Here is a 26853-nt window from a genome sequence, read left to right as displayed (position 1 = left end):
GTCGCTTCACGGGACCGACCCGGCCGCTCCACAGGGCCCAACCGGCTGAACTCCCCTCGCGTAGCACAGAGTTAAGAGGCCGCAGCCCGTATTTCCGTGGGCTGCGGCCTGCTGTCACTCGAAGGTGCTAATCCGCGCTCGCATAAGCCGCGGAATCACCCGATCCCGTGCCCCCTCGCACAGCACCGTCCTATTCTCCGGAGCTTGAACGGCTTACGGAGGACCGGCGCTGCCGGGGGATGGGGAGGGGGCGCGATGCGGTCGGTTCCCCTGCGGGGCTCGGTCACCATCGGTGCCGTCGCCGTGGGCGCCGCCGTCTGCGTGCTTCCCGTGCTGAGCGCCGACGGCACGCCCTGGGGCGCCCTCGCCCTCCTCGCCGCGCTGTACGCCGGCTGCGAGCAGCTCACCCGCTGCCGGGTCGTCGGGGAGCGGGCGCCGCGCGGGATGGCCGCGTTCTTCCCCGTGCTGCTCGCCGGGGCCTTTCTGCTGCCGCCCGCCGCGGCCGCCCTGGTGGCCGTGCCCGGTGCCGTGCTCGCCCGGGTCGAGCGCCGGCCCGCCGCGCCACGGCGGATCTGGCGGGCGGCCCAGCTGGCGCTCGCGTCGTGGGCGGCGGCCGGTGTCCATCTCGCACTCGGGGGCCGGCAGGCACTGGCCGCCGGGACCCCGCCGGCACCGGACTTCCCGGGCGCCCTCGTGCCCGCGGGAGCCGCCGCCCTCGTCTTCGCCCTGGTCCTGGCCGCCCTGGACGGCGCGATCCTGGCCACGGCCGAGCGGCTGCCGGTACGGGCCGCCTGGCGCGGGCTCTTTCTGCGCACCCTCGCGCCCGTCGTGGTGCACGGGCTCGCCGGGCTGATGATGGCGGTGCTCTGGCGCAGCCCGTACGGGCCGCTCGCCGCGCTGCTCGTGCTGCTGCCGATGTACATCTCCTGCTGGGTGTTCGCCCAGTACCACCGCGAGCGCGCCGCCCACCAGGCCACCATCAGGGCGCTTGTGCAGGCCGTCGACATCAAGGACGAGTACACCCGCGGGCACAGCGAGCGGGTCGGCAAGGCCTCCGTCCTGATCGCCCGTGAGCTGGGCATGGAGGACGCGCGCGTGGAGGTGCTCCGGTTCGCCGGGATTCTGCACGACGTCGGCAAACTCGGCGTCCCCACAAGGCTGTTGAGGAAGGACGGGCCGCTCACCGACGAGGAGCGCCGGATCATCGAGCTGCACCCCGAGTACGGCCACGAGATGGTGCGCGGCATCGGTTTCCTGGGGGAGGCCCGCAGCGCGATCCTGCACCACCACGAGCGGCTCGACGGCAGCGGCTATCCGTATGGCCTCGTGGGGCGGCAGATTCCGGAGTTCGCCCGGGTGGTGGCCGTCGCCGACGCCTTCGACGCGATGACGTCCACCCGCTCCTACCGGCGGGCCAGGCCCGTCGCGGAGGCCGTGGCCGAGCTGAAACGGTGCGCGGGGCGGCAGTTCGACCCGCAGATGGTGCGGGCCCTGGCGCGCGCCATCGAACGCGGCGGCTGGCACCCGGCCGTCACGTCCGACGCCCCTGCGGTCGCCTCGGACGGCCCCGCGCTCCCCGCACCGAGAAAAAACGTGCCTCCTGAGAGCCGCCGGCGCACTCCCGTCACCGGGGAGCGGCCTCGGTGACCCGGTGGGACACGGCGAAGCCGGCGGGCGCTCCCGCCGTGGTGCGGTGCGTGCATCTGCTCGCCGCCCTGCTGACCGCCGCCGCCCTCGGGCACACCCTGTGGTTCGGGCTCGCCGAACGGGGGGTCGCCCTGGCCTTCGGGGCGCTCATCGCGGTCGGCGAACTGGCCCGGTGGGGCGGCGGCGCGGGGGAGCGGGAGCCCGCACCGCTCGGCGCCGCCGGAGCCCTCGCGTACGCCCTGCTCGGGGAGAACGCCGGGCACCCCACCAGCCACGGCGTGCTGCAGGTGACCGCGGTGACGGTGGCCGCCTTCCTGGTCGGCTCCGTCCCGCATGTGGCGCTCGGCCGTGCTCCAGGGCTCGACCACATGGCGCGCCGGGTCCTGTCCGTCGGCTTCGCCGCGGTGTGCTTCCAACCCCTCTACAACTCGGGGAAGTTGGGAGAGCTGGTCGGGTACGGCCCGTACTACGCGCTGTGGCTCGTGGTGGTGCTCGCCCTCACCGCGCTCTGCGACGCCGTGCTCGCCGCCGCCCTGCTCAGCGCCCGCACCGGCTGGCCGTACGGGCCGCTGCTGCGCGACGAACTGCGGGCCATGCGCGGCATCGGCTCCGCGGTCGGCGCGACCGGCGCCGTGATGGCCCTCGCGGTGGCCGTCGCGGGGCTGTGGGCGCTGCCGGTGTTCTGTCTGCCGCTGCTGCTGACCCAGCTCTCCTTCCGGCGGTACGCGGCCGTGCGCACCACCTACCGGCAGACCATCACCTCACTCGCCCGGGCCACCGAGATCGCCGGCTACACCCCGCCGGGTCACGCCCGCCGTGTGGCCGCGCTCAGCCGGGCCGTCGGCCGTGATCTCGGTCTCGCCGGCGCCGATCTCGTCGTACTCGAATACGCCGCCCTCATGCATGACATCGGGCAGCTCTCCCTGGTCGACCCGGTGTCCGAAGGCGCCACCGCGGTCCTGCCCGCCGCCGAACAGCGCCGGATCGCCCTGCTCGGCGGGGCCGTGGTGCGTCAGACCGGTGTGCTCGCGGATGTCGCGATGGTCGTGGAGCGGCAGGCGGAGCCGTACCGCGACCAGCCGCTCACCGCGCGCATTGTGCGGACAGCGAACGCATACGACGAGATGGCCAGGGGAGAAGGCCCCGGCGGGCCGCTCACCGCCCTGGAGAGGCTGCGTCTTTCCACGGGCCACGACCACCAGCCGGAGGTCGTGGAATCCCTTGCGAGGGTGCTGTCACGGGTCGGGAGCGGCCTGTAGCGGGCGTGTGGCCGTCCGGGAGCGGCGGGCAGCACTCATGGAGAGGGGGCCGGTAACGGTTCGTAGCCGCTCAAAGGGCGAGATCCACAGGGATCCCCTTGTCCCACCTGGGTAACCCATGGGTAATGAGCGGGCGTCCGAGTGGGCATGGTTGGATGCGAAGTGCAGGGTGTCCGGGGGCAAAGGCCCGATGCTGCACTGTTTTGGAACGAATCTGGGCAGGCGGGAATCGTGAGGATCTTCGGCAAGGGACGACACCGGCCCTCCGCCTCATGGCGGCAGGCCACCGACAGGGCGTTCACGCTCATCGGCGACGGCCGTTACGAGGACGCGGGCGCGCTCCTGACGCGTGCGGCGGACCTCGAACCCTGGCTGTCCGAGTCCTGGTTCAACCTCGCGCTGCTGCACAAGTTCCGGCACGACTGGGAGCAGGCGCGGGCCGCGGGCCTGCGCGCCGTCGCCCTCCTCGACCGCGAGACGGGCGCCCCCGACTGGTGGAACGTCGGCATCGCGGCGACCGCCCTGCAGGACTGGCCCCTCGCGCGCCGCGCCTGGCAGGCGTACGGCCTGAAGGTGCCGGGCGGCGCTGTGGGCAGCGGCGAGCCGCTCGGCATGGACCTGGGCAGCGCCGCCGTCCGGCTCTCCCCCGAGGGCGAGGCCGAAGTGGTGTGGGGCCGCCGCCTGGATCCGGCCCGTATCGAGGTGCTCTCCATTCCGCTGCCGTCGTCCGGGCGGCGCTGGGGCGAGGTCGTCCTGCACGACGGCGTACCGCACGGGGAGCGGACCACGGCCGCGGGCCAGTCGTACCCCGTCTTCGACGAGATCGAGCTGTGGGCGCCCTCGCCGGTGCCCACCTGGGTGGTGCTCCTCGAAGCCGCCACCGAGGCCGACCGGGACGCCCTGGAGCGGCTCGCGGCGGACGCGGGCTTCGCGGCCGAGGACTGGTCGTCGTCCGTGCGCCTGCTGTGCCGGATGTGCTCGGAGAGCCGGATGCCGAGCGACGAGGGCGACGGCGAGCACCTCGACCCGCACGACCACAGCGAGCCGGGGCACCCGGGACCGCTCGGGCACCGCAGCCCCGGCGCCCTGTGGGTGCCGGAGCGCGAGTGCGGCCTCGCGGCGCCCGCGGGCCTGGTGCGCGGGCTGCTCGACGGCTGGGTGGCGGACAGCCCGGACTCCCGGGACTGGCGGGATCTGGAAGAAGTCTGCTGACCTCTTGCCCGTAGGCTGTATCCACCACTTGGCATGTTGAGGAAGGCATACGTCGGTCATGGCGCAGCAGGACACTGAGCAGCAGGCACCGGTGAGCTCGGCGGTGCTCCCCGTCGACGACGAGGGCTTCGTCATCGACACCGAGAACCCCGGGGAGCGCGAGGCGGCCTACCGCGAGCGCGGCACGTCCCGGCCGGTCACCGTCGTGGGCAACCCGGTGCTGCACAAGGAGTGCAAGGACGTCACGGCCTTCGACGACGAGCTCGCGAAGCTGGTCGACGACATGTTCGCCAGCCAGCGCGCCGCCGAGGGCGTGGGCCTGGCCGCCAACCAGATCGGCGTCGACCTCAAGGTCTTCGTGTACGACTGCCCGGACGACGACGGGGTCCGGCACGTGGGCGTCGTCTGCAACCCCGTCCTCCAGGACCTCCCGGCCGACCAGCGCAGCCTCGACGACTCCAACGAGGGCTGCCTGTCCGTGCCGACGGCCTACGCCTCGCTCGCCCGCCCCGACTACGCCGTGGTCAAGGGCCAGGACGAGAAGGGCAACCCGATCACCGTGCGCGGCACCGGCTACTTCGCCCGCTGCCTGCAGCACGAGACGGACCACCTGTACGGCTACCTGTACATCGACCGTCTCTCCAAGCGTGAGCGCAAGGACGCCCTGCGCCAGATGGAAGAGGGCACGCCGCGGTACGAGACGGTGCCGAACGCCTGAGGGCCATGAGCTGAACTCCGGGACCGGTCACGCCGCGCGGGCCGGTCCCTGGAACGTGCGGCGGTAGGTGTTCGGTGTCGTGCCGAGCACGCGCAGGAAGTGATGGCGCAGGGCGGCCGCGGTGCCGAAGCCGACCCGGCTCGCGACCGTGTCCACCGTCTCGTCCGTGGACTCGAGCAACTCCTGGGCGCGCAGGACGCGTTGGCGCAGGAGCCAGCGATAGGGCGTGGTGCCGGTCTCCTGCGAGAAGCGGCGGGCGAAGGTGCGCGGTGACATATGCGCACGGGCGGCGAGCTGTTCGACGGTGATCTCCTCGTCCAGGTGCCGCTCCAGCCAGGCGAGTACCTCCCCGACGGTGTCACAGGGGGTGGCGGGCAGCGGCCGCTCCACGTACTGGGCCTGGCCGCCGTCGCGGTGCGGGGGCACGACCATGCGCCGGGCGATGGCGTTGGCCACCTCGCTGCCGTGTTCCGTGCGCACGATGTGCAGACAGGCGTCGATACCCGCGGCGGTGCCGGCGGATGTGATGACCGGGCCCTCGTCGACGTACAGGACGTCGGGTTCGACGCGGGCGCGGGGGAAGCGGACCGCCAGCTCCCGCGCGTACCTCCAGTGCACCGCGCACTGCCGTCCGTCGAGGAGCCCCGCCTCGCCCAGGACGAACGCGCCCGAGCACACGGACAGCACCCGCGCGCCCCGGTCCACGGCCTGCCGCAGGGCGGCCAGGAGCTCGGGCGGATAGGGGCGGTCCCGGTCGGAGCGGGCCGCGGGCACGGCGATCAGATCGGCCTCCGCCAGACGTTCGAGGCCGTGGGTTGCTCGAATGGTGAAGCCCGCGTGCGTGCCGAGCTCCGGGCCCTCCGCCGAGACCACCGCGAAGTCGTACACCGGCAGCCCTTCGTCGCCGCGGTCGAGGCCGAACACCTCGCAGACGACGCCGAGTTCGAAGGGATGCACACCGTCGAGCAGCACTGCGGCCACGTTCTTCAGCATGTCCGTCAGTCTGCCGCAGGCTTGGCAGGAAGTCGATGGTGTATGACAGTCCTGCCACTGACCCCGAGGGCCCGTGCGCGCGAAAGTAGTGCGCATGGACAACACACACGCACTCCTCAACACACTCGGCGTCCTCGGGGTCTTCCTGCTTCTGGCGCTGCCCTCACTGATCGGATACGTCCACGACCGGCGGATTGACCGGCAGTTGAAGGCGGCGGAGCGGGGCCCGGTGCGGCCGGCGGCCCGGAACTCCTCGGCGCGTCAGAACTCGTCGTCGAACGACACCGAGCCCTCCACCGCCACCTGGTACGCGGACGGCCTGCGCTCGAAGAAGTTGGTCAGCTCCTGAACTCCCTGCAGCTCCATGAACGAGAAGGGGTTCTCGGAGCCGTAGAGCGGGGCGAAGCCGAGCCGGGTGAGGCGCTGGTCGGCGACGCACTCCAGGTACTGCCGCATCGACTCGGTGTTCATCCCGGGCAGGCCCTCGCCGCACAGGTCGCGGGCGAACTGCAGCTCGGCCTCCACCGCCTCCTTGAGCATGTCGGTGACCTGCTCACGCAGCCGGTCGTCGAAGAGCTCCGGCTCCTCCTTGCGGACGGTGTCCACGACCTCGAAGGCGAAGTTCATGTGCATCGTCTCGTCCCGGAACACCCAGTTGGTGCCGGTGGCCAGACCGTGCAGCAGGCCGCGGGAGCGGAACCAGTACACGTACGCGAAGGCGCCGTAGAAGAACAGGCCCTCGATGCAGGCCGCGAAGCAGATCAGATTGAGCAGGAAGCGGCGCCGGTCCGCCTGGGTCTCCAGGCGGTCGATCTCCTCCACCGAGTCCATCCACTTGAAGCAGAACTCGGCCTTCTCGCGGATGGACGGGATGTTCTCCACCGCCGCGAAGGCCGCGTTGCGGTCCTCGTGGTCGGGCAGATAGGTGTCGAGCAGCGTCAGATAGAACTGGACGTGCACGGCCTCCTCGAAGAGCTGACGGCTCAGGTAGAGCCTCGCCTCGGGGGAGTTGATGTGCTTGTAGAGGGTGAGCACCAGGTTGTTCGCCACGATCGAGTCGCCGGTCGCGAAGAAGGCGACCAGGCGGCCGATCATGTGCTGCTCGCCGGGTGAGAGCTTGGCGAGGTCGGTCACGTCGGAGTGGAGGTCGACCTCCTCGACGGTCCAGGTGTTCTTGATGGCGTCCCGGTAGCGCTCGTAGAAGTCCGGGTAACGCATGGGGCGCAGGGTCAGCTCGAAGCCCGGGTCGAGCAGATTCCTCTCGGCCTTCTCGGCCTTCTCGGCCTTCGCGGCCTTCGCGGTTGTCTCGGTCTTCTCGGGTGCGGCGGTCATTACTGGCAGGCCTCGCAGGACTCGGGGTTTTCCAGGGAGCAGGCGACGGCTTCTTCCGTCGTGGCCTGCGCGGGGACGGGAGTGGCCGGGTTCGAACCGGCGGCGCGGGCGATCCGGGTGGCCGGGCGCGAGCGCAGGTAGTACGTCGTCTTCAGGCCCTGCTTCCAGGCGTACGCGTACATCGAGGAGAGCTTCCCGATCGTCGGCGTCTCCAGGAAGAGATTGAGCGACTGTGCCTGGTCGAGGTACGGGGTGCGGGCGGCGGCCATGTCGATCAGGCCGCGCTGCGGGATCTCCCACGCCGTGCGGTACAGGTCGCGGATCTCCTCGGGAACCCAACTGAAGCCCTGCACCGAGCCGTTGGCCTCGCGCAGCGCCTCGCGGGTCTTGGCGTCCCAGACGCCGAGGCGCTTCAGGTCCGCCACCAGATAGGCGTTCACCTGCAGGAACTCCCCGCTCAGCGTCTCGCGCTTGAAGAGGTTGGAGACCTGCGGCTCGATGCACTCGTAGACGCCCGCGATGGACGCGATGGTGGCCGTCGGGGCGATCGCCAGAAGCAGCGAGTTGCGCATGCCGGTGGCGGCGATCCGCTCCCGAAGCGCCGCCCAGCGCTCGGGCCAGTGCTGCTGTACGCCGTAGTGGTCGGGGTGCAGGACACCGCGCGCAGTGCGGGTCTTCTCCCAGGCGGGCAACGGGCCGTTGCGCTCGGCGAGTTCGGCCGACGCCTCGTACGCGGCGAGCATGACGCGCTCGGCGATCCGGGTGGACAGCGCCTTGGCCTCGTCGGAGCCGAAGGGCAGCCGCAGCTTGAAGAAGACGTCCTGCAGGCCCATCGCGCCCAGGCCCACCGGGCGCCACTTGGCGTTCGACCGGCCCGCCTGCTCGGTCGGATAGAAGTTGATGTCCACGACACGGTCGAGGAACGTCACGGCGGTGCGCACGGTGGCGTCGAGCCGCTCCCAGTCGATGCCGTCGGCACCGGCGTCCGGGTCGACGAAGGCGCCCAGGTTCACGGACCCCAGGTTGCAGACCGCCGTCTCGCCGTCGTCCGTGACCTCCAGGATCTCGGTGCACAGGTTCGACGAGTGCACCGTGTGGCCGGGCTCGGCGGTCTGGTTGGCGGTGCGGTTGGCGGCGTCCTTGAAGGTCATCCAGCCGTTGCCGGTCTGCGCGAGGGTACGCATCATGCGGCCGTACAGATCCCGCGCGGGCAGGGTCCGCTGGGCGAGGCCCTTGGCCTCCGCCGCCCGGTAGGCGGCGTCGAACTCCTCGCCCCACAGGTCCACGAGCTCGGGCACGTCGGCGGGGGAGAACAGCGACCAGTCCTGGTCGGCGGCGACCCGGCGCATGAACTCGTCCGGGATCCAGTGCGCGAGATTCAGATTGTGGGTGCGCCGGGCGTCCTCGCCGGTGTTGTCGCGCAGCTCCAGGAACTCCTCGATGTCGGAGTGCCAGGTCTCCAGGTAGACCGCGGCCGCGCCCTTGCGCCGCCCGCCCTGGTTCACGGCGGCGACCGACGCGTCCAGGGTCTTGAGGAACGGGACGATGCCGTTGGAGTGCCCGTTCGTGCCCCGGATCAGCGAACCCCGGCTGCGGATACGGGAGTACGAGAGCCCGATGCCGCCGGCGTGCTTCGAGAGCCGGGCCACCTGGTGGTAGCGGTCGTAGATGGAGTCGAGTTCGTCGAGCGGTGAGTCGAGCAGATAGCAGCTGGACATCTGCGGGTGCCGGGTGCCGGAGTTGAAGAGCGTCGGCGAGGACGGCAGATAGTCCAGGCGGCTCATCAGGCCGTAGAGGGCCTCGACCTCCTCCAGGGCGCGCTCGCTTTCGCCCTCGGCGAGTCCGGCGGCCACCCGCAGCATGAAGTGCTGCGGCGTCTCGACGACCTTGCGGGTCAGCGGGTGCCGCAGCAGATAGCGGCTGTGCAGGGTGCGCAGTCCGAAGTAGCCGAAGCGGTCGTCGGCGCCCTCGTCGACAGAGGTGGCGATGAGCGCGTCGAGCCGGGCGCCGTGACGGCGTACGAACTCGGCGGTGCGGTCGGCGATCAGGCCCTCGCGGTGGCCGGTCGCGACGGACTCGGTGAAGGTGGTGACGCCCTGCGACGCGGCCTCGTCGGCGATGGCGAGCGTGAGCAGCCGGGCGGCGAGCCGGGCGTACGCCGGGTCTTCGGAGATCAGTCCCGCCGCCGCCTCCGTGGCCAGTTCGCGCAGCTCCGCCTCGTCCGAACCGGCGTTCCGGCCGCGCAGCGCGGCGGCCGCGACCCGGCCCGGGTCGGTGTCGGGCAGATCGGCGGTCAGCTCGGTCAGGGTGCGCAGGAGCGCGGTTCCGGGGGCGTCACCCGCCCGTTCCGGTTCGACCTGGTGGTCGGCACGGCGTTCCGTCTGGGGTGAGACGGGATCGGCTGGCGCGATGGTCACGTGGAGCACTCCCTCGCTCGGCTCGGGGCCTTGCGGGGGATGGCGGCGTAGCGGAGGCCTGGCGAACGGCACACCGCATCGCGTCCACCGGCCCATTCCGCGAGACCCGGACGTCGTTGGCACCCGAGCCGGGCGGCACGGGCGCACTGTCGACAGGTCTTCGGACTTGACGGGTACGCAAAAGCGCACCGATACACCGTTGCGGGACAGTTCCGGATTTGCACCGGATTCCCCTGCGACGACAGCGAGCACGAGCATACATGTGGGGGCCGCCTGTTGTGGCAGCCCCCATATGTTGTGTCGCGCTCCGGTGGTCGTGGCTCAGTCGTGGCCCGGCGGGGAGCCCGCTGACGGCTCGGCGGGAACCCTGCGGGAACTCGTCGAGGGCTCAGCGGGAGCCCGGCGGCGACTCAGCAGCAGCGGAAGCCCTCCCGCGGATCCGCCTCGCGCGCGTCCATCCGCTCGCGCTCGAACTCGCGCCGCGACATGACCTCGGTGCCGGGCGCACAGGCCCGGGCATGGGCGACATACCGGTCGTACACCGCCTCGCCCGTGAGCTCCCGCCACCAGTAACGGGCGCGCGCCCAGAAGGAGTTCGCGGTGCCCGGGGAGGCCGAGGAGTGCGCGGCGCCCGGGGAAGCCGGGTGGTGCGCGGAGCCCGGGGTGCCCATCAGGACGACCCGGACCCGGCGGGCACATCGTCCTTCGAGCCGCCGGCGTCGCCGCCGCCGGCTCCCACCGCCGCCAGCTCGGCCTTCTCCTCCTTGGTGGCCCAGAGCCCGGCGGGCGCGACCACCTTGGACTCGACGTAGGGCACCTCGGAGAGCTTGGCCGTACCGGGCTTGCGGATGGCCTTGACGCAGACCCGCGCCGCGTCCGCGAGGACGACCAGGATGAGGACCGCGAACAGGGCCGAAAGGACGCCGTCCACCGTGGAGTTGGTGACCACGGTGTGCATGTCGTCGACGGTCTTCGCGGGCGGCAGCGGATCCGCGCCCGAGTCGATCGCGGCCTGGTACTTGTCGCGCTGCGCGAAGAAGCCGACCTTCGGGTCGTCGGAGAACACCTTCTGCCAGCTCGCGGTCAGGGTGACCGCCGCGTCCCAGACCAGCGGAATGCCGGTCACCCAGGCCCACTTGAGGCGCCCGGACTTGATGAGCAGCGTGGTGCACACGGCGAGGGCGACGGCGGCGAGCAGCTGGTTGGCGATACCGAACAGCGGGAACAGCTGGTTGATGCCGCCCAGCGGGTCATGCACGCCGACCCACAGGAAGTAGCCCCAGCCGCCGACCACGACCGCGCTGGTGAGCCAGACGCCCGGCTTCCAGCTGACGTCGCGCAGCGGCTTCCAGACGTTGCCGAGCGTGTCCTGCAGCATGAAGCGGCCGACACGGGTGCCCGCGTCCACCGTGGTCAGGATGAACAGCGCCTCGAACATGATCGCGAAGTGGTACCAGAAGGCCTTGAGCCCGGCACCGCCGATCACGGCGGAGAAGATCTCCGACATACCGAGCGCGAAGGTCGGGGCGCCACCGGTGCGGGAGAGCAGCGAGGCCTCCTCGACATCCTTGGCGGCCTGCGTCAACTGCTCGGGCGAGATGGTGAATCCAAGGCCCTGCACCGCCTGCGATGCGGACTCCACGGTGGAACCGATCACGCCCGCGGGCGAGTTGACGGCGAAGTACAGACCGGGCTCGATGATGCACGCCGCGATCACCGCCATGATCGCCACGAACGACTCGGTGAGCATGGAGCCGTAGCCGATCAGGCGGACCTGCGACTCCTTCTGGATCATCTTCGGTGTCGTACCGGAGGAGACCAGGGAGTGGAAGCCGGACAGGGCGCCGCAGGCGATGGTGATGAAGACGAACGGGAACAGCGAGCCGGAGAAGACCGGGCCCGTGCCGCTGGAGGCGAACTCCGTGACCGCCGGCATCTTCATCGTCGGCAGCGCGATGACGACGCCGAGTGCGAGCAGCACGATCGTGCCGACCTTCATGAAGGTCGAGAGGTAGTCACGGGGCGCCAGGAGCATCCAGACCGGAAGCACGGAGGCGAGGAAGCCGTAGACGACCATCCAGATGACCAGCGTGCCCGGTTCGAGCGTGAAGGTGTCGGCCCACGAGGACTCCGCCACCCAGCTGCCCGCGACGATGGCGAGCAGCAGAAGCGCGACACCGATGACGGAGACCTCGGTGACCCGGCCGGGACGCAGGATGCGCAGATAGAAGCCCATGAGGAGGGCGATCGGGATCGTCATCGCGATGGAGAAGACACCCCACGGCGAGTGCGCGAGGGCGTTCACGATGACCAGGGCGAGCACCGCGAGCAGGATGATCATGATCGCGAACACCGCGACCAGGGCGGCCGCGCCGCCGAACGGCCCGATCTCGTCCCGCGCCATCTGGCCGAGCGAGCGGCCGTCGCGGCGGGTGGAGAAGAACAGGGTGACCATGTCCTGCACGGCACCCGCGAAGATCACGCCCGCGACGATCCAGATGGTGCCGGGGAGATAACCCATCTGGGCCGCGAGCACCGGGCCGACGAGGGGGCCCGCGCCCGCGATCGCGGCGAAGTGGTGCCCGAAGAGCACCCGCCGGTCGGTGGGGTGGAAGTCGACACCGTTGTTCAGGCGCTCGGACGGGGTCGCCCGGGTCTTGTCGACCTTGAGCACCCGGTTCGCGATGAACTTGGAGTAGAAGCGATAGGCGATGGCGTACGAGCCGAGTGCGGCCGCCAGCATCCAGGCGGCCGAGATCTCCTCGCCCCGCGAGAGCGCCAGTACGCCCCAGCCGACGCCGCCGACGAGCGCCACCAGTGTCCAGATGACGATCGATTTGGGTGTGATTCTTCGCGTGCTTCGCGTCTTGGTGGATGCCGACTCCGGCATGGTGGCTCCGTCCCCTAGATCACCCTGTTAATCCGCAGGAAATCTAGGCGACTGTCTCATCAGGAGTCACCCCCCGTCCGCATATCGGTACGACTACGAAAGGTCGCCGATAGCGTCACGGCGCCGCGCCGGCAGTGGCCAGGGGCACTCCCCGGCTCCGGCGGTGGCTGCCGGCGGTGGCCGCCGGCAGCAGCGGTCAGCAGCAGCGGAACCCCTGTCTCGGGTCCGACTCCTGGCGGTCCGTCCGCATCCGTTCGAAGTCGCGCCGGGACAGCACGAGGACACCCGGGTGGTTCTTGCGCGCATGCTCGACATAGCGGTCGTACGCGGACTCGTCGGTGAGTTCACGGACATACCACCGCACCCAGGCCAGTGCCCGCCGGACCCTGCTCGCCGTCATGCCCCCCGTCATGCCTCCTGTCATGCCCGCTGCCTCTCGCGCTCCGCCGCCAGCTCCGCCTTCTCCTCCTTGGAGGCGATGAGGCCGGCCGGCGCGGTCAGCTTCGACTCCACGTACGGCGCCTCGCTGAGCCGGGAGGCCCCGGGGTCGCGTACGTGCTTGACGCAGACCCGTGCCGCGTCCACGAGGATGATCACGATCAGCAGGGCGAGGGCGGCCGAAAGCACCCCGTCCACCGTGGAGTTGGTGACGATGGTGTGCATGTCGTCCATGCTCTTGGCGGGCGGCAGGACCTTGCCCGCGTCGATGCCGTCCTGGTAGACGGAGCGCTGCTCGAAGAAGCCCACGCGCGGATCGCTGGAGAACACCTTCTGCCAGCTCGCGGTGAGGGTGACCGTGGCGTCCCAGGCCAGCGGAATCCCGGTGATCCAGGCCCACTTGAGGTGCCCGGACTTCACCAGGAGCGTGGTGCACACGGCGAGGGCGACGGCGGCGAGCAGCTGGTTGGCGATCCCGAAGATCGGGAAGAGCTGGTTGATCCCGCCGAGCGGCTCGTGCACGCCGACCCAGAGGAAGTAGCCCCACAGGGCGACCACGGCGGCGCTGGTGATCAGGAGTCCGGGCTTCCAGCTCACATTGCGGAACGGCTTGTGGACGTTGCCGAGCATGTCCTGCAGCATGAACCGGCCCACGCGGGTGCCGGCGTCGAGCGCGGTCAGGATGAACAGCGCCTCAAACATGATCGCGAAGTGGTACCAGAAGGCCTTGAGACCGCCCCCGGTGACCTGGGAGAAGATCTCCGAGACGCCGATGGCGAGGGTCGGGGCGCCGCCGGTGCGGGAGAGCAGCGTGGCCTCCTCGACGTTCTTCGCGGCGGCCGCGAGGTCCTGCGGGGAGATGGAGTAGCCGAAGTTCGCGACCGCCTGGGACGCGCTCTGCACGCTGTCGCCGATGACACCCGCGGGCGCGTTCATCGCGAAGTACAGGCCGGGGTCGATGATGCTCGCCGCGACCAGGGCCATGACCGCCACCGATGACTCCATCAGCATGGAGCCGTAGCCGATCATCCGGACCTGCGTCTCCTTCTGGATCATCTTCGGTGTCGTACCGGAGGAGATCAGCGCATGGAATCCGGACAGGGCGCCGCAGGCGATGGTGATGAAGACGAACGGGAAGAGCGAGCCCGCGAACACCGGCCCGTCGCCGCGCCCCGCGAAGTCCGTGACGGGGTCCATCTTCATCGTGGGCAGCGAGACGAGCACTCCGAGCGCGAGCAGCCCGATGGTGCCGATCTTCATGAAGGTGGAGAGGTAGTCGCGCGGCGCGAGCAGCATCCACACGGGAAGCACGGAGGCGACGAAGCCGTACGCCACCATCCAGATGACCAGCGTCGAGGGCGCGAGCGTGAAGGTGTCGGCGAGCGAGGACTGTGCCACCCAGCGCCCCGCGACGATCGCGAGCAGCAGCAACGCGACGCCGATCAGGGTGACTTCGGAGACCCGGCCGGGCCTGAGCACCCGCAGATAGAAGCCCATGAACAGGGCGATCGGAATCGTCATCGCGATGGAGAAGGTGCCCCAGGGCGACTGCGCGAGGGCGTTCACGATGACCAGGGCGAGCACCCCGAGCAGGATGATCATGATGGCGAAGGTGGCGAGCAGCGCCGCCGCCCCGCCGAACGGACCGATCTCCTCGCGCGCCATCTGCCCGAGCGAACGGCCGTTGCGCCGGGTGGAGAAGAACAGCACCACCATGTCCTGCACGGCACCCGCGAAGATCACGCCGACGATGATCCAGATGGTGCCGGGGAGATATCCCATCTGGGCGGCGAGCACGGGGCCGACGAGGGGGCCCGCGCCCGCGATGGCCGCGAAGTGATGACCGAGCAGCACGCGGCGGTCGGTGGGGTGATAGTCGATGCCGTTGTTCAGGCGCTCGGCCGGGGTGGCGCGGGTCTTGTCGACCTTGAGCACCCGATGGGCGATGAACTTCGCGTAGAAGCGATAGGCGATGGCGTACGAGCCGAGGGCCGCGGCCACCATCCACGCGGCCGACACCTCCTCGCCCCGCGAGAGCGCCAGTACGGTCCAGCCCGCGGCGCCGGCCAGCGCAACGAGCGTCCAGATCACGAGGGTTCGCGGGCTTGCACGACGCACTGGGCTGTCCTCCCGTTCATGCGATGACGGGAGGACGGTAGAGCAGGAAAGTGAGCTGCGCTACACCGCGGACGTACGCGGGGAAACGACTGGTTCAGTCCTGCGGGCGCCGCAGGCGGGCCACGAACTTGTAGCGGTCGCCGCGGTAGACCGAGCGCACCCACTCCACCGGGTGGCCCGAGGCGTCCAGGGAGTGCCGCGACAGCATCAGCATCGGCAGCCCGACGTCCGTGCCGAGCAGCGCCGCCTCGGTCGGGGTCGCGAGAGAGGTCTCGATGGTCTCCTCGGCCTCGGCGAGGTGGACGTCGTAGACCTCGGCGAGCGCGGTGTACAGCGACGTGTACTTGACCAGGGAACGGCGAAGGGCGGGGAAGCGCTTCGCGGAGAGATGGGTGGTCTCGATGGCCATCGGCTCGCCGTTGGCCAGCCGCAGCCGCTGGATGCGCAGGACCCGGCCGCCGGTGGTGATGTCGAGCAGCCCGGCGAGCCGGTCGTCGGCGGTGACATAGCCGATGTCCAGGAGCTGCGAGGTGGGTTCGAGACCCTGAGCCCGCATGTCCTCGGTGTACGAGGTGAGTTGCAGCGACTGCGAGACCTTGGGCTTGGCGACGAAGGTGCCCTTGCCCTGGATCCGCTCGAGCCGGCCCTCGACGACCAGCTCCTGCAGGGCCTGGCGCACGGTGGTCCGTGAGGTGTCGAACTCGGCGGCGAGGGTGCGCTCGGGCGGCACGGGTGTGCCCGGCGGCAGCGTCTCCGTCATGTCCAGCAAGTGCCTTTTGAGGCGGTAGTACTTGGGCACGCGGGCGGTGCGGGTCGTGCTCTGCTGCGGCTCGGCCGGCGCGACGGCGGCCTCACTGTCGGTACTGCCCGCTTCGGTGCCCATGCCCTGCCTTTCCGGCTCTTGCGCTGCTGCCGTCACCGGCTCCTCCGTCTGTCGCGGCTCACATCGTGGCACGCCCCGGCCGCGACCTGTCGCTCCCTCTCAGGTGTCGGTCAGGTAACGGGATGTGGGACCCCTCTTATACACCCTTGACACCCCTAAAGGTCTAGGCCAAGCTCCCCGTACTGGTCTACACCATTAAAGACCAGGTCCCAGTCCCACGAACAGTGCCTGCGGTATGTCGCCGAAGTGGGTGGGGGGTTGCTGGTTCCCTGAGGAGGGTGACGTGAAGCGCAAGCTGATAGCCGCGATCGGGGTCGCGGGGATGTTGGTGTCCGTAGCGGCCTGTGGTTCGGACGACGGCGAGGGCAAGGCGGGGGCCGACGGCTTCAAGGGCCAGACGCTGACCCTGTGGGCCATGGACGGTTCGACGCCCGACGGCTGGACCAAGTCCGTGAAGGCCGCCTTCGAGAAGAAGACCGGCGCGAAGCTGAAGCTCGAAGTCCAGCAGTGGAACGGCATCCAGCAGAAGCTGACCACCGCCCTGTCCGAGGAGAACCCGCCGGACGTCTTCGAGATCGGCAACACCCAGACCCCGGCGTACGCCAAGACCGGCGGCCTGGCCGAGCTCGAGGACCTCAAGAAGTCCATCGGCGCCGACTGGACCGAGACCCTCAACGAGGCCTCGGTCGTGGACGGCAAGCAGTACGCCGCCCCGTGGTTCGCCGCGAACCGCGTCGTGATCTACAACAAGTCGGTCTTCAAGGAGGCCGGCGTCACCGAGATCCCCAAGACCCGCGCCGACCTGTTCAAGGCCTTCGACAAGATCAAGGCCAAGGGCAAGGCCGAGCCGGTCTACATGCCGGGCCAGAACTGGTACTTCTTCGACGGCCTGACCATCGGCACCGGCGCCGAGCTCGTGAAGAAGGACGGCGACAAGTGGGTCTCCAATCTCGCCGACCCCAAGGTGGGCGAGGCCATGGAGATCTACAAGAAGTACGCCTCCTACTCCACGGCCCCCAAGGACAAGGACGAGGCGACGCCGCAGCAGGCCGAAGTCTTCGCCAAGGGCAAGACCGGCGCCTTCATCGGCATGGGCTGGGAGGCCGCCACGGCCATCAAGGCCAACCCGAAGATCGAGAAGGACATCGGCTACTTCACGATCCCGGGTGAGAGCGCGGACAAGCCCGAGGGCGTCTTCCTCGGTGGCTCCAACCTCGCGGTCGCCGCGGGCAGCGAGAAGCAGGAACTCGCCAAGGAGTTCCTGAAGATCGCCCTCTCCGACAAGCACGAGGGACAGCTCTCCAAGGAGCTCGGCGTCATCCCCAACAAGGAGTCGCTGCAGAAGAACCTCGAGGGCCAGGCCGCCGGTGAGGCGGCGGCGCCCGCCGTCGCGGGCGGCGGCACCACGCCGCTGATCCCCGAGTGGGCCGCCGTCGAGAACCCGCCGAACCCGATCAAGACGTATATGACCGCCGTCCTGAACGGTAAGTCGCACGCCGCCGCGGCCAAGCAGGTCGAGGCCGAGTTCAACAAGCGTCTCGCGCAGAAGCAGTAGCACCGGCGAGCCGGGGGCGGGGCCGGGGGGCTCCGCCCCCGGCCCGTACTGCCTTGCCGCCACACGGCCTTGAACTGAACGCTCTCGTACGAAAGAGATGGCGAGCATGACCGTGCAGACCGAACGCCAGGACTCCCGCCCGGCGGAGGTGCTGAAGGCGGACGGTGCGGGAGGGCGACCGCGCAAGAACGCGGCGCCGCGGTCCCGCACCACCGCACTCGTGCCCTATCTGCTGCTGCTTCCCGCCCTCGCGGCGACCCTGCTGCTGCTCGGCTGGCCGCTGGTCAAGAACGGGCTCCTGTCGTTCCAGAACCTCAATATGAGGCAGCTGATCCAGCACCTCACCGAGTGGAACGGCATCGACAACTACACCGAGGCGCTCGGCAATTCGGAGTTCTGGCGGGTCACGGTCCGCTCGATCCTGTTCACCGGCGCCAACGTCGTACTGATCATGATCTTCGGAACCCTGGTCGGACTGCTGCTCGCCCGGCTCGGCAAGAGGATGCGGCTGACGCTCCTGATCGGCCTCGTGCTCGCCTGGGCGATGCCGCCGATCGCGGGCACCACCGTCTACCAGTGGCTGTTCGCCCAGCGCTTCGGCGTCGTCAACTGGGTGCTCGACAAGCTCGGCTTCCATTCGATGGCCGACCACAACTGGCTCGGCACCCAGTTCTCCACCTTCTCGGTGGTCACGCTGCTCATCGTCTGGCAGTCCATCCCGTTCGTGGCGATCAACCTGTACGCCGCCACGACCACCATCCCCAAGGAGCTCTACGAGGCCGCGGCCCTGGACGGCGCCGGCCCCTGGAAGAGCTTCACCTCGGTCACCATGCCGTTCCTGCGGCCCTTCCTCTACGCGACCACGTTCCTGGAGATCATCTGGGTCTTCAAGGCGTTCACCCAGGTCTTCGCGATCAACGAGGGCGGCCCCGACCGGCTCACCGAGATCCTGCCCGTGTACGCGTACATCGAGGGCTTCGGCAACCAGCACTTCGGCATGGGCTCCGCCATCGCGCTGCTCACCATCGTGATTCTGCTCGCCCTGACCGCGTACTACCTTCGCGTGGTGCTCAAGCAAGAGGAGGACGAGCTGTGAGCCGCTCGACTTCATCGAGGATCAGCCGTATCTGGCCCAACGCCCTGGCCGTCGTGCTCTTCGTGGGCTTTGTCTTCCCCGTCTACTGGATGTTCGCCACGGCCTTCAAGCCGACCGGCGACATCATCAGCGAGAACCCGGTCTGGTTCCCGCTCGACTTCACCTTCGAGCACTTCAAGACGGCCGTCAGTGCGGACAACTTCTGGACGCTGGTGCGCAACTCCGTCACCGTCACCGTGCTCGCCGTCGGCTTCTCCCTGGTCATCGCGCTGTTCGCGTCCTTCGCACTCGCCCGGATGCGGTTCAAGGGCCGGCGCGGCTTCATCGTCGGCTTCATGCTCGCGCAGATGGCGCCCTGGGAAGTCATGGTGATCGCGATCTACATGCTGGTCCGCGACGCCGACATGCTCAACAGCCTGATCCCGCTCACCCTCTTCTACATGATGATGGTGCTGCCCTTCACGCTGCTCACGCTGCGCGGCTTCGTCGGGGCCATCCCCAAGGACCTGGAGGAGTCGGCCATGGTCGACGGCTGCAGCAGGCCGCAGGCGTTCATCAAGGTGATCCTGCCGCTGCTCGCACCCGGCCTGATGGCGACCTCGCTGTTCGGCTTCATCACCGCCTGGAACGAGTTCCCGATGGTGCTGATCCTCAACAAGCAGGCCGAGGCGCAGACCCTGCCGCTGTGGATCTCCAAGTTCCAGACCGTCTTCGGCGACGACTGGGGCGCCACCATGGCCGCCTCCTCGCTCTTCGCCATCCCGATCCTGCTCCTCTTCCTCTTCCTGCAGCGCAAGGCCGTCAGCGGTCTGACCGCAGGCGCCGTGAAGGGATAACCCGCCGTATGACGACACTCATCCGTGGCACCGACACCCTGACCCGCGACGCCCTGGCGGTCCTGCAGCCCGGTTTCGTCGGCACCAGCGCGCCCGAGTGGCTGCTCCGCCGGATCGGCGAGGGCCTGTGCTCGGTCGGCCTGTTCGGCCGCAATATCGCCTCGCCCGAGCAACTGGCCACGCTCACAGCCCAGTTGCGAGCCGAGCGTGACGACGTCCTGGTCGCCATCGACGAAGAGGGCGGCGACGTCACCCGCCTGGAGGTCCGCTCCGGCTCCTCCTTCCCGGGCAACCACGCGCTCGGCGCGGTCGACGATGTGACGCTGACCCGCGACGTGGCCGCCGAACTCGGCCGCCGCCTCGCCGCCGCCGGCGTCAACCTCAACTGGGCGCCGTCGGCCGACGTCAACTCCAACCCCGACAACCCCGTCATCGGCGTACGCTCCTTCGGCGCCGACCGCGATCTCGTCTCCCGGCACACCGCCGCCTATGTCACCGGACTGCAGTCGTCCGGAGTGGCCGCCTGCACCAAGCACTTCCCGGGCCACGGCGACACGGCGGTCGACTCGCACCACGCGGTGCCCCGTATCGACGCCTCCCTCGAGGTGCTGCGGGAGCGCGAACTGGCCCCCTTCCGCGCGGCCGTCGCGGCGGGCACCAAGGCCGTCATGAGCGCCCACATCCTGCTCCCGGCCCTCGACCGGGACCGCCCGGCGACCCTCTCGCGGCGCATCCTCACCGGACTGCTCCGCGAGGAACTGGGCTTCGACGGCCTGATCGTCACCGACGGCATGGAGATGCAGGCCATCTCCGCGACGTACGGCATCGAACGCGGCAGCGTCCTCGCCGTCGCCGCGGGTGCCGACGCGATCTGCGTGGGCGGCGGCCTCGCCGACGAGGACACCGTCCTGCGCCTCCGGGACGCCCTCGTCGACGCGGTCCGGGCCGGCGAACTGCCCGAGGAGCGCCTCGCCGACGCGGCCGCAAGAGTCCGCGCCCTGGGGGAGTGGACCGCCGCGGCGGTACGTGTCGAAAGCGGTGTCGGCCGTGACATCGGCCAGGTCGCGGCCCGCCGCGCCCTCGCCGTGACCGTCAACGGCGAGCACACACCGCTCACTTCACCCGCCTACGTCGCCGCCTTCACGCCCATGGCCAATATCGCGGTCGGCGACGAGACCCCGTGGGGCGTCGCCGCCGAACTGGCCCGGCTGCTCCCCGGCACGGCGACCGGCAGCTACGGGGCCGACGACGACCCGGCGGAGGTCCTGGCCGCCGCGGGCGAGCGCCGGATCGTCGCCGTGGTCCGCGACGCGCACCGGCACGCCTGGATGGCCGGGGCCCTGGACGCGCTCCTCACCGCCCGCCCCGACACGGTGGTGGTCGAGATGGGCGTACCGCAGTCCGCACCACGCGGCGCGCTGCACATCGCCACGTACGGCGCGGCCAGGGTGTGCGGAGTCGCGGCGGCGGAGGCGATCACCGGCGCGTGAGCCGCGCGCCGCGCCACGCATCACTCGGCAGGTCTGCGCAACACGAACGGGCCGGGCGCCGCACGAAGCGGCACCCGGCCCGTTCCAGCGGAGCTGCGTCCCCTGGGCGTCCCTGGGTATCCCTAGGTACCCCTGGGCCAGGCTCAAATACCCTGCCAGTCAGGCTTGTTGTCGAAGGCGTGCCGGAAGTAGTCCGCCAGCTTCAGCTTGGACGCGGCCGCCTCGTCCACCACGACCGTCGCGTGCCGGTGCAGCTGCAGCGCGGAGGCGGGCACCAGCGAGGAGACCGGCCCTTCCACGGTCTGCGCCACGGCCTCCGCCTTGCCCTCACCGGTGGCGAGCAGCACCAGATGACGGGCGTCGAGAATCGTTCCGATCCCCTGGGTGATCACGTGGTGCGGAACCTGGTCGATGTCGTCGTCGAAGAACCGCGCGTTGTCGATCCGGGTCTGCTCGATCAGCGTCTTGATCCGGGTGCGCGAGGCGAGCGAGGAGCACGGCTCGTTGAACCCGATGTGCCCGTCGGTGCCGATCCCCAGAATCTGCAGATCGACCCCGCCGGCCTCGGCCAGCGCCTTGTCGTACGCCTCGCAGGCCGCCTGCACGTCGTCCGCGCTGCCGTCCGGACCCATGAACTGGCTCTCCGGCAGCCCGAGCGGCTCCACGACCTGGCGCAGCACGGTCGCGCGATACGACTCCGGGTGCCCTGCGGGCAGCCCGACGTACTCGTCGAGCTGGCAGATCCGCGCCCGCGAGGCGTCCACGTCACCGGCGCCGGTCCTGGCGATCAGGGCGTCGTAGATGGGCAGCGGGGTCGAGCCGGTGGCCACGCCGAGCAGCGCGTCGGGCTTGCGGGCCAGCAGGTCCGCGATGGCCCCCGCGATGAGCTCTCCGCCCGCCTTGGCGTCCTTGACGATGACAACTTCCACGCTGGGCCTGCCGATCTGGGTAGTGGATGTGCACGCGTATGGATCTGCGTAGTCCTGAGCCGTGTGGTATAGACCAATCTAACAGAGCTCACGCCAACCCGCGCCCCGAACTGCTCCGGCTGGCGGCCCCCCGCCCCCTCGTGGTCGACTGCCAGTAGCCAGGCCCGACACAGCCCCGCGCCGACGCCACACGGCGCCCGACTCGGGGCACCGACAACCCCAAGCCGCACCCCGACGCACGGCGCCACCCCGCGATCCGCACGGCGACGGCGCCCGCGCCCAGCAATCCGCACGGCGCCCGCTCAGCAATCCGCACGGCGGCGGACACCGGGCAGTCCACGCGCACCCCGGGGCGAACCACCGGCTGCTCGGCGAACCGCACGGCGGGTGCCCGCGATCCACCGGGCACCCGGCACCCGGCACCCGGCACCTAGCACCCCGCACCCCCACCAGCACGCACCCCCGACGCGAACGCCGGGCACCCCGCCGGCGAAGGCACCGTGAAGACTGGGAGGCACCCCGCATGTCCGTCACCACATCCGCGCCGCACAGCGAGCAGCCCGGCCGGATCATGTCCGGGGAGATGGCCGAGCAACCGGCCGTCCTGCGCCGCATCCTCGAGCAGGGCGCCCCGAGAATCCGCGAGGTGGCCCGGCTGATCGCGGCGAAGAAGCCCCGCTTCGTCCTGCTCACCGCCCGCGGCACCTCCGACAACGCCGCGCTCTATGCGAAGTACCTCCTGGAGATCCAGCTGGGTCTGCCCTGTGGCCTCGCCTCCATGTCCACCACGACCGCCTACGGCGCCAAGCCCGATCTCGCCGATGTCCTGGTCATCACCGTCAGCCAGTCGGGCGGCTCACCGGACCTGGTCGCGTCCACCCGCGCCGCGCGCGATGCGGGCGCGCTCACCCTGGCCGTCACCAACAACCCGGACTCGCCGCTGGCCGCGGTCTCCGAGCACCACATCGACATCCTGGCCGGACCCGAGAGGGCCCTGCCCGCCACCAAGACCTATACGGCCTCCCTTCTCGCCCTCTATCTCCTTGTCGAAGGACTGCGCGACGGCGACGGCGCCCCGGCTGCCGCCCTCCCGGACCTGGCCGCCCAACTCCTGTCCCGCCAGGGCGAGATCAAGCAGCTGGCCGCCCGCTACCGCTTCGCCGAGCGCATGGTCATCACCTCCCGCGGCTACGGCTATCCGACCGCCAAGGAAGCCGCCCTCAAGCTGATGGAGACCAGCTACATCCCGGCGCTCTCCTACTCCGGCGCCGACCTGCTGCACGGGCCGCTCGCCATGGTCGACAACATCTCGCCGGTCATCGCGGTCGTCACCGACGGCAAGGGCGGCGAGGCGCTGCAGCCCGTGCTCGACCGGCTGCGCGGCCGCGGCGCCGATCTGGTCGTCATCGGGCCCAGGGCCCAGGTCGAGCAGGCCTCGGCCGGCTTCGACCTGCCCACCTCGGGCGTGCCCGAGGAACTTCAGCCGATCCTGGAGATCATCCCCCTCCAACTGCTCGCCTACGAGGTCACCATCGCCCGTGGCCAGGACCCCGACGCCCCACGCGCCCTGGCCAAGGTGACGGAGACGCACTGACCTTCACCGATCCGGCGCACCTCCCTTTCCCTATCGCTCGTTACAAAAAGAACAGTAGGCCGCCCCGGGTCAAGTTTTCTAGTGCCCGCTATACAATTCACTCATGGTGACGAAACCAGCCGCGACGAAGCAACGATCGGCGGCGGAGCAGCGGGCGGCCACGGCCAAGCAGCGCGGCCGCCCCCGTTCCTTCGACCGTGCGCAGGCCCTTGACCAGGCCGTCTGGACGTTCTGGGAGCGCGGCTACGAAGCGACGTCGGTCGCCGATCTCACCCGCGCCATGGGTATCGGCCCGCCCAGCCTGTACGCCGCCTTCGGTGACAAGCGCACCCTTTTCGAAGAGGTCCTCGCGGAGTACCTGGAGAAATACGGCTCCTTCGGCACCCGCGCCCTGGAAGAGGAGCCGACCGCGAAGGCGGCGCTCGGCCGGGTACTGCGCGAGGCGGCCGCCGAGTTCACCGCCCCCGACCGTCCGCACGGCTGCCTCGTCATCCACGCCGCCACCAACTGCACGACCCCGGAAGTGGAAGAGACCCTGCGGGAGCGGCGCACCTCCAACATCGCGGCCTTCGAGAGCCGTATCCGCGCGGACATCGCGGCGGGGCGGCTGCCGGCGGACACCGATGCCGCGGTCCTGTCCCGCTACGTGGCGGCCGTGTTCCAGGGCATGTCCCAGCAGGCCCGCGACGGCGCCACACGCGAGGAGCTCGAGCGCGTGGCCGAGCTGTCCATGGCGGCCTGGCCGCCCGAGGGGAAGTAGCGCCGGAGGTCTTCCAGGTGCGCTCCGGGCGCGCTCCGGGTGCATCCCGCGGCGCCCGGAGACGAAGGCTGTGCGTCTCGGAGAAAGAAACAAGAACAAACCTCCGCTGACGCATGGACATCGGAGAATGGTCTAGTCCACAATGCACAGGTAAAGCTTCCGCTCTTCCCGCACAGAAGAGCGGAGTGAGGCCCCCGGCGCTCTCTGCCCTGACCGCGCCGGAGACCTCTCTCGGCCGCACGGGACCGCACACCCGACGGCCGGAACTGCTCCGGGCTGCGGTGCCGGGAGGGCTGAGGGTCCCTCCCAGGTGCCGCGGCCCGCGGGTGTTTTGGGGCCCGCGAGGACCGGAAGCGGCGCGGGTCCGCGCTGTCCGAGGCGAAAGGTACGCTCGCACACGTGCCCTCCATGAACGAACTCGTACGCCAGCACACGGCCCTCGGTGACACCGATCTCGAGTGGCTGCATCTGCTGGTCTCGGAGTGGCAGCTGCTCTCCGACCTCTCCTTCGCCGACCTGGTCCTGTGGGTCCCCACACGTGACGGCACCCGTTATGTGTCCGTCGCCCAGATGCGCCCCAACACCGGTCCGACGTCCTACCAGGACGACATGGTCGGCCACCTCGTCCCGCGCGGGCGCCGCCCACTGCTGGACGCCGCGCTCGACGAGGGCCGCATCGTCCGCGAGGGCGACCCGGAGTGGCGCGAGGAGGTCCCGGTCCGGGTCGAGTCCATTCCGGTACGCAGGGAGGGCCGCGTACTCGGCGTCATCGCGCGCAACACCAACCTGCTCACGGTCCGTACGCCGAGCCGCCTGGAGCTGACGTATCTCCAGAGCGCCTCCGACCTCGCGCAGATGATTGCCGCCGGTTCCTTCCCCTTCCCCGGCCAGCAGGTCGACATGGACGCGTCGCCGCGCGTCGGCGACGGCCTGATCCGCCTGGACGCGGACGGCATCGTGCAGTACGCCTCGCCGAACGCCCTGTCCGCGTACCACCGCCTCGGCCTCGCCGCCGACCTCGTCGGCCACCACCTCGGCCGGGCCACCGCCGAACTCGCCCCGTCCCGCGGCCCGGTGGACGAAGCCCTGGTCAAGCTGGCCAGTGGCTGGGCGCCGCGCGAGACCGAAGTGGAGGGGGACGACGGCGTCATCCAGCTCCGCGCCATCCCGCTGAAGCCCAAGGGAACCCGTATCGGCTCCCTCGTCCTGCTGCGCGATGTCACCGAACTGCGTCGCCGCGAGCGCGAGTTGATCACCAAGGACGCCACCATCCGGGAGATCCACCACCGGGTGAAGAACAATCTGCAGACGGTCGCGGCCCTGCTGCGTCTGCAGGCCCGCCGCATCGAGTCCGACCGCGGCCGCGAAGCCCTCGAAGAGGCGGTACGCCGCGTGGGCTCTATCGCGATCGTGCACGAGACGCTGTCCCAGAACCTGGACGAGCGGGTGGAGTTCGACGAGATCGCCGACCGTGTCCTCGCGATGGTCGCCGAGATCTCGCCGGGCAAGGTCACCGGCCGGCGCAGCGGCCGCTTCGGCATCCTGGACGCCGAAGTCGCCACCCCGCTGTCGATGGTGCTCACCGAAGTCCTGCAGAACGCACTGGAGCACGGCTTCCGCGAGGGCGACCACGGCACGGTCGAGGTCTCCGCGGTCCGCGGCGGCACGCGCGCGGAGGCCCGTCTCCTCATCACCGTCCAGGACGACGGCGTGGGTCTGCCCGCCGGCTTCGACCCGCACCGCGCGGGCAATCTGGGCCTGCAGATCGTGCGCACCCTGGTGGAGGGCGAGTTGAGCGGGACCTTCGACATGGTCCCGGCCCCGGAGCGCGGCACCCAGGTGATCCTGGACATCCCGGTCCGCGCCGAGAAGTAGCGCTTACGCAGAGGCCGGTCGTACGGCGGAAATTGCTTGCACTCAGAAGTGGCGTGTACGCACCCGGAGTTGACGCCGCCGCTTCCCTCGCCTTCCGGCCCCGGAACAGCAGTAAGCCCCGGACCTTTTGGTCCGGGGCTCAAAGCTCACGTTGCTGAGCGCATCGGGGGGTACTGCGCGCTGCGGCTCGGGGGCGGGAGATGCGTACTCGCTGTACGCGCCGCCGGGCTCAGGCTCGTACGGGGCGCGGGTGTCAGGCGCTGGCCTGGCGGGCCCGGTTGCGGGCGGCGCGGCGCTTCATTGCGCGACGCTCATCCTCGCTGAGGCCACCCCAGACGCCGGAGTCCTGGCCGGACTCGAGCGCCCACTGCAGGCACTGCTCCACGACGGGGCAGCGGCGGCAGACGGCCTTGGCTTCCTCGATCTGCAGCAGCGCAGGACCGGTGTTGCCGATGGGGAAGAACAGCTCGGGGTCTTCCTCGCGGCAAACGGCGTTGTGACGCCAGTCCATGGCTGCTACCTCTCCTTGGTATTACGTGCAGGTTGCTTGTGAATGTGAACGCTTTCACGAATCCCCCCGCAAGGGAAGGGCCAACCACCAGTCGCCTGGTGTAGGTCCTGTGTGAGAGAGGGGGTTCGGGCTCTCTGTGGGGCCGATGTTGCGGGCCGTCCTGAGCGCCAAGAAGAGATTCGCAAACCTCGGCGGCGGATACAACCCCTTCCGGAAAGTTTTTTTTGATTCCTCGGTGTCGGCTAGGTCACAGCCGTACTTCTATGGGGTGGAGCCTGGCCTAAACGTTCGAGTGAAAGG

22 protein-coding genes and 1 riboswitch are annotated in these 26853 nt (G+C 70.0%); of the genes, 12 read left to right on the top strand and 10 right to left on the bottom strand.

The features are described from left to right. Positions 1-255 precede the first annotated feature (255 nt). The 4 genes from ACFQVC_RS11960 (at position 256) to def (ending at position 4836) form a co-directional block, all read left to right on the top strand. Positions 256-1647 (top strand): HD-GYP domain-containing protein, encoded by a 1392-nt coding sequence (locus ACFQVC_RS11960; protein ID WP_381829885.1) that lies wholly within the window; start codon positions 256-258, stop codon positions 1645-1647. Then, the gene (locus ACFQVC_RS11955; protein ID WP_381829883.1) at positions 1644-2906 is read left to right on the top strand and encodes an HD-GYP domain-containing protein; all 1263 of its coding nucleotides are present in this window, start codon (positions 1644-1646) and stop codon (positions 2904-2906) included. Before ACFQVC_RS11960 ends, ACFQVC_RS11955 begins: the two co-directional genes overlap by 4 nt. 231 nt (positions 2907-3137) lie before the next feature. Continuing rightward, positions 3138-4118: a tetratricopeptide repeat protein gene (locus ACFQVC_RS11950; RefSeq protein WP_381829881.1), complete on the top strand. Its 981-nt coding sequence runs from the start codon at positions 3138-3140 to the stop codon at positions 4116-4118. 58 nt (positions 4119-4176) lie between these two features. Continuing rightward, positions 4177-4836: a peptide deformylase gene (gene def / locus ACFQVC_RS11945; RefSeq protein ID WP_381829879.1), complete on the top strand. Its 660-nt coding sequence runs from the start codon at positions 4177-4179 to the stop codon at positions 4834-4836. 27 nt (positions 4837-4863) lie between these two features. Here def and ACFQVC_RS11940 read toward each other — a convergent pair whose 3' ends face one another. After that, positions 4864-5829, bottom strand: a complete 966-nt coding sequence (locus ACFQVC_RS11940) for a helix-turn-helix domain-containing protein (protein WP_381829877.1) — start codon at positions 5827-5829, stop codon at positions 4864-4866. Positions 5830-5923: 94 nt separating this feature from the next. Between ACFQVC_RS11940 and ACFQVC_RS11935 the strand changes: the two genes are divergently transcribed. Further along, positions 5924-6178, top strand: a complete 255-nt coding sequence (locus ACFQVC_RS11935; protein WP_381829875.1) for a hypothetical protein — start codon at positions 5924-5926, stop codon at positions 6176-6178. On the opposite strand, the gene ACFQVC_RS11930 is transcribed toward ACFQVC_RS11935, so the two are convergent. The 7 genes from ACFQVC_RS11930 to ACFQVC_RS11900 all read right to left on the bottom strand — a co-directional run bounded on the left by ACFQVC_RS11930 (position 6091) and on the right by ACFQVC_RS11900 (position 15907). Continuing rightward, positions 6091-7047, bottom strand: coding sequence for a ribonucleotide-diphosphate reductase subunit beta (locus tag ACFQVC_RS11930; protein WP_381830537.1), 957 nt, complete (start codon positions 7045-7047; stop codon positions 6091-6093). The genes ACFQVC_RS11935 and ACFQVC_RS11930 overlap by 88 nt on opposite strands. A gap of 113 nt (positions 7048-7160) precedes the next feature. After that, entirely contained in the window at positions 7161-9578 is a 2418-nt protein-coding gene (locus ACFQVC_RS11925; RefSeq protein WP_381829873.1) for a ribonucleoside-diphosphate reductase subunit alpha, read from the bottom strand. A gap of 134 nt (positions 9579-9712) precedes the next feature. Then, positions 9713-9836: riboswitch (cobalamin riboswitch) on the bottom strand. A 152-nt stretch (positions 9837-9988) separates the two neighbouring features. Further along, a complete protein-coding gene (locus tag ACFQVC_RS11920) occupies positions 9989-10249 on the bottom strand; it encodes a YbdD/YjiX family protein (RefSeq protein ID WP_381829871.1) in 261 nt (86 codons plus the stop codon). Then, entirely contained in the window at positions 10249-12468 is a 2220-nt protein-coding gene (locus ACFQVC_RS11915; protein ID WP_381829869.1) for a carbon starvation CstA family protein, read from the bottom strand. Before ACFQVC_RS11915 ends, ACFQVC_RS11920 begins: the two co-directional genes overlap by 1 nt. A gap of 196 nt (positions 12469-12664) precedes the next feature. Further along, positions 12665-12868, bottom strand: coding sequence for a CstA-like transporter-associated (seleno)protein (locus ACFQVC_RS11910; RefSeq protein ID WP_381829866.1), 204 nt, complete (start codon positions 12866-12868; stop codon positions 12665-12667). A gap of 20 nt (positions 12869-12888) precedes the next feature. Then, positions 12889-15024: a carbon starvation CstA family protein gene (locus ACFQVC_RS11905; protein WP_381829864.1), complete on the bottom strand. Its 2136-nt coding sequence runs from the start codon at positions 15022-15024 to the stop codon at positions 12889-12891. 94 nt (positions 15025-15118) lie between these two features. Beyond that, positions 15119-15907: a GntR family transcriptional regulator gene (locus ACFQVC_RS11900; RefSeq protein WP_381830535.1), complete on the bottom strand. Its 789-nt coding sequence runs from the start codon at positions 15905-15907 to the stop codon at positions 15119-15121. Between the two features lie 283 nt (positions 15908-16190). Here ACFQVC_RS11900 and ACFQVC_RS11895 point away from each other — a divergent pair, with 283 nt between their 5' ends. The 4 genes from ACFQVC_RS11895 to ACFQVC_RS11880 all read left to right on the top strand — a co-directional run bounded on the left by ACFQVC_RS11895 (position 16191) and on the right by ACFQVC_RS11880 (position 20884). Continuing rightward, positions 16191-17462, top strand: a complete 1272-nt coding sequence (locus ACFQVC_RS11895; RefSeq protein WP_381829862.1) for an extracellular solute-binding protein — start codon at positions 16191-16193, stop codon at positions 17460-17462. A gap of 106 nt (positions 17463-17568) precedes the next feature. Beyond that, positions 17569-18558 (top strand): carbohydrate ABC transporter permease, encoded by a 990-nt coding sequence (locus ACFQVC_RS11890; protein ID WP_381829860.1) that lies wholly within the window; start codon positions 17569-17571, stop codon positions 18556-18558. After that, positions 18555-19394, top strand: a complete 840-nt coding sequence (locus tag ACFQVC_RS11885) for a carbohydrate ABC transporter permease (RefSeq protein WP_381829858.1) — start codon at positions 18555-18557, stop codon at positions 19392-19394. The genes ACFQVC_RS11890 and ACFQVC_RS11885 overlap by 4 nt, the downstream gene beginning before the upstream one ends. Positions 19395-19402: 8 nt before the next feature. Then, positions 19403-20884 (top strand): glycoside hydrolase family 3 protein, encoded by a 1482-nt coding sequence (locus tag ACFQVC_RS11880; protein ID WP_381829856.1) that lies wholly within the window; start codon positions 19403-19405, stop codon positions 20882-20884. Positions 20885-21027: 143 nt separating this feature from the next. Here the strand turns inward: ACFQVC_RS11880 and nagB are convergent, their stop codons facing one another. Continuing rightward, on the bottom strand, positions 21028-21813 hold the full coding sequence (gene nagB, locus ACFQVC_RS11875; protein ID WP_381829854.1) for a glucosamine-6-phosphate deaminase: 786 nt from the start codon (positions 21811-21813) through the stop codon (positions 21028-21030). A 523-nt stretch (positions 21814-22336) separates the two neighbouring features. Between nagB and ACFQVC_RS11870 the strand changes: the two genes are divergently transcribed. The 3 genes from ACFQVC_RS11870 to ACFQVC_RS11860 all read left to right on the top strand — a co-directional run bounded on the left by ACFQVC_RS11870 (position 22337) and on the right by ACFQVC_RS11860 (position 26042). Then, on the top strand, positions 22337-23407 hold the full coding sequence (locus ACFQVC_RS11870; RefSeq protein ID WP_381829852.1) for an SIS domain-containing protein: 1071 nt from the start codon (positions 22337-22339) through the stop codon (positions 23405-23407). Between the two features lie 103 nt (positions 23408-23510). Next, on the top strand, positions 23511-24167 hold the full coding sequence (locus tag ACFQVC_RS11865) for a TetR/AcrR family transcriptional regulator (RefSeq protein WP_381829850.1): 657 nt from the start codon (positions 23511-23513) through the stop codon (positions 24165-24167). Between the two features lie 408 nt (positions 24168-24575). Then, positions 24576-26042 (top strand): PAS domain-containing sensor histidine kinase, encoded by a 1467-nt coding sequence (locus ACFQVC_RS11860; protein WP_381830533.1) that lies wholly within the window; start codon positions 24576-24578, stop codon positions 26040-26042. A gap of 253 nt (positions 26043-26295) precedes the next feature. Here the strand turns inward: ACFQVC_RS11860 and ACFQVC_RS11855 are convergent, their stop codons facing one another. Further along, positions 26296-26553 carry a WhiB family transcriptional regulator gene (locus ACFQVC_RS11855; protein ID WP_040248489.1) on the bottom strand — a complete coding sequence of 86 codons (258 nt, stop codon included), beginning with the start codon at positions 26551-26553 and terminating at the stop codon, positions 26296-26298. Positions 26554-26853 lie beyond the last annotated feature (300 nt).

The sequence above is a fragment of the Streptomyces monticola genome, assembly GCF_042665355.1.
GTDB lineage: Bacteria > Actinomycetota > Actinomycetes > Streptomycetales > Streptomycetaceae > Streptomyces > Streptomyces monticola.
Note: the sequence above shows the minus strand (reverse complement) of the source record. Positions and strands in the feature narration are given on the sequence as shown.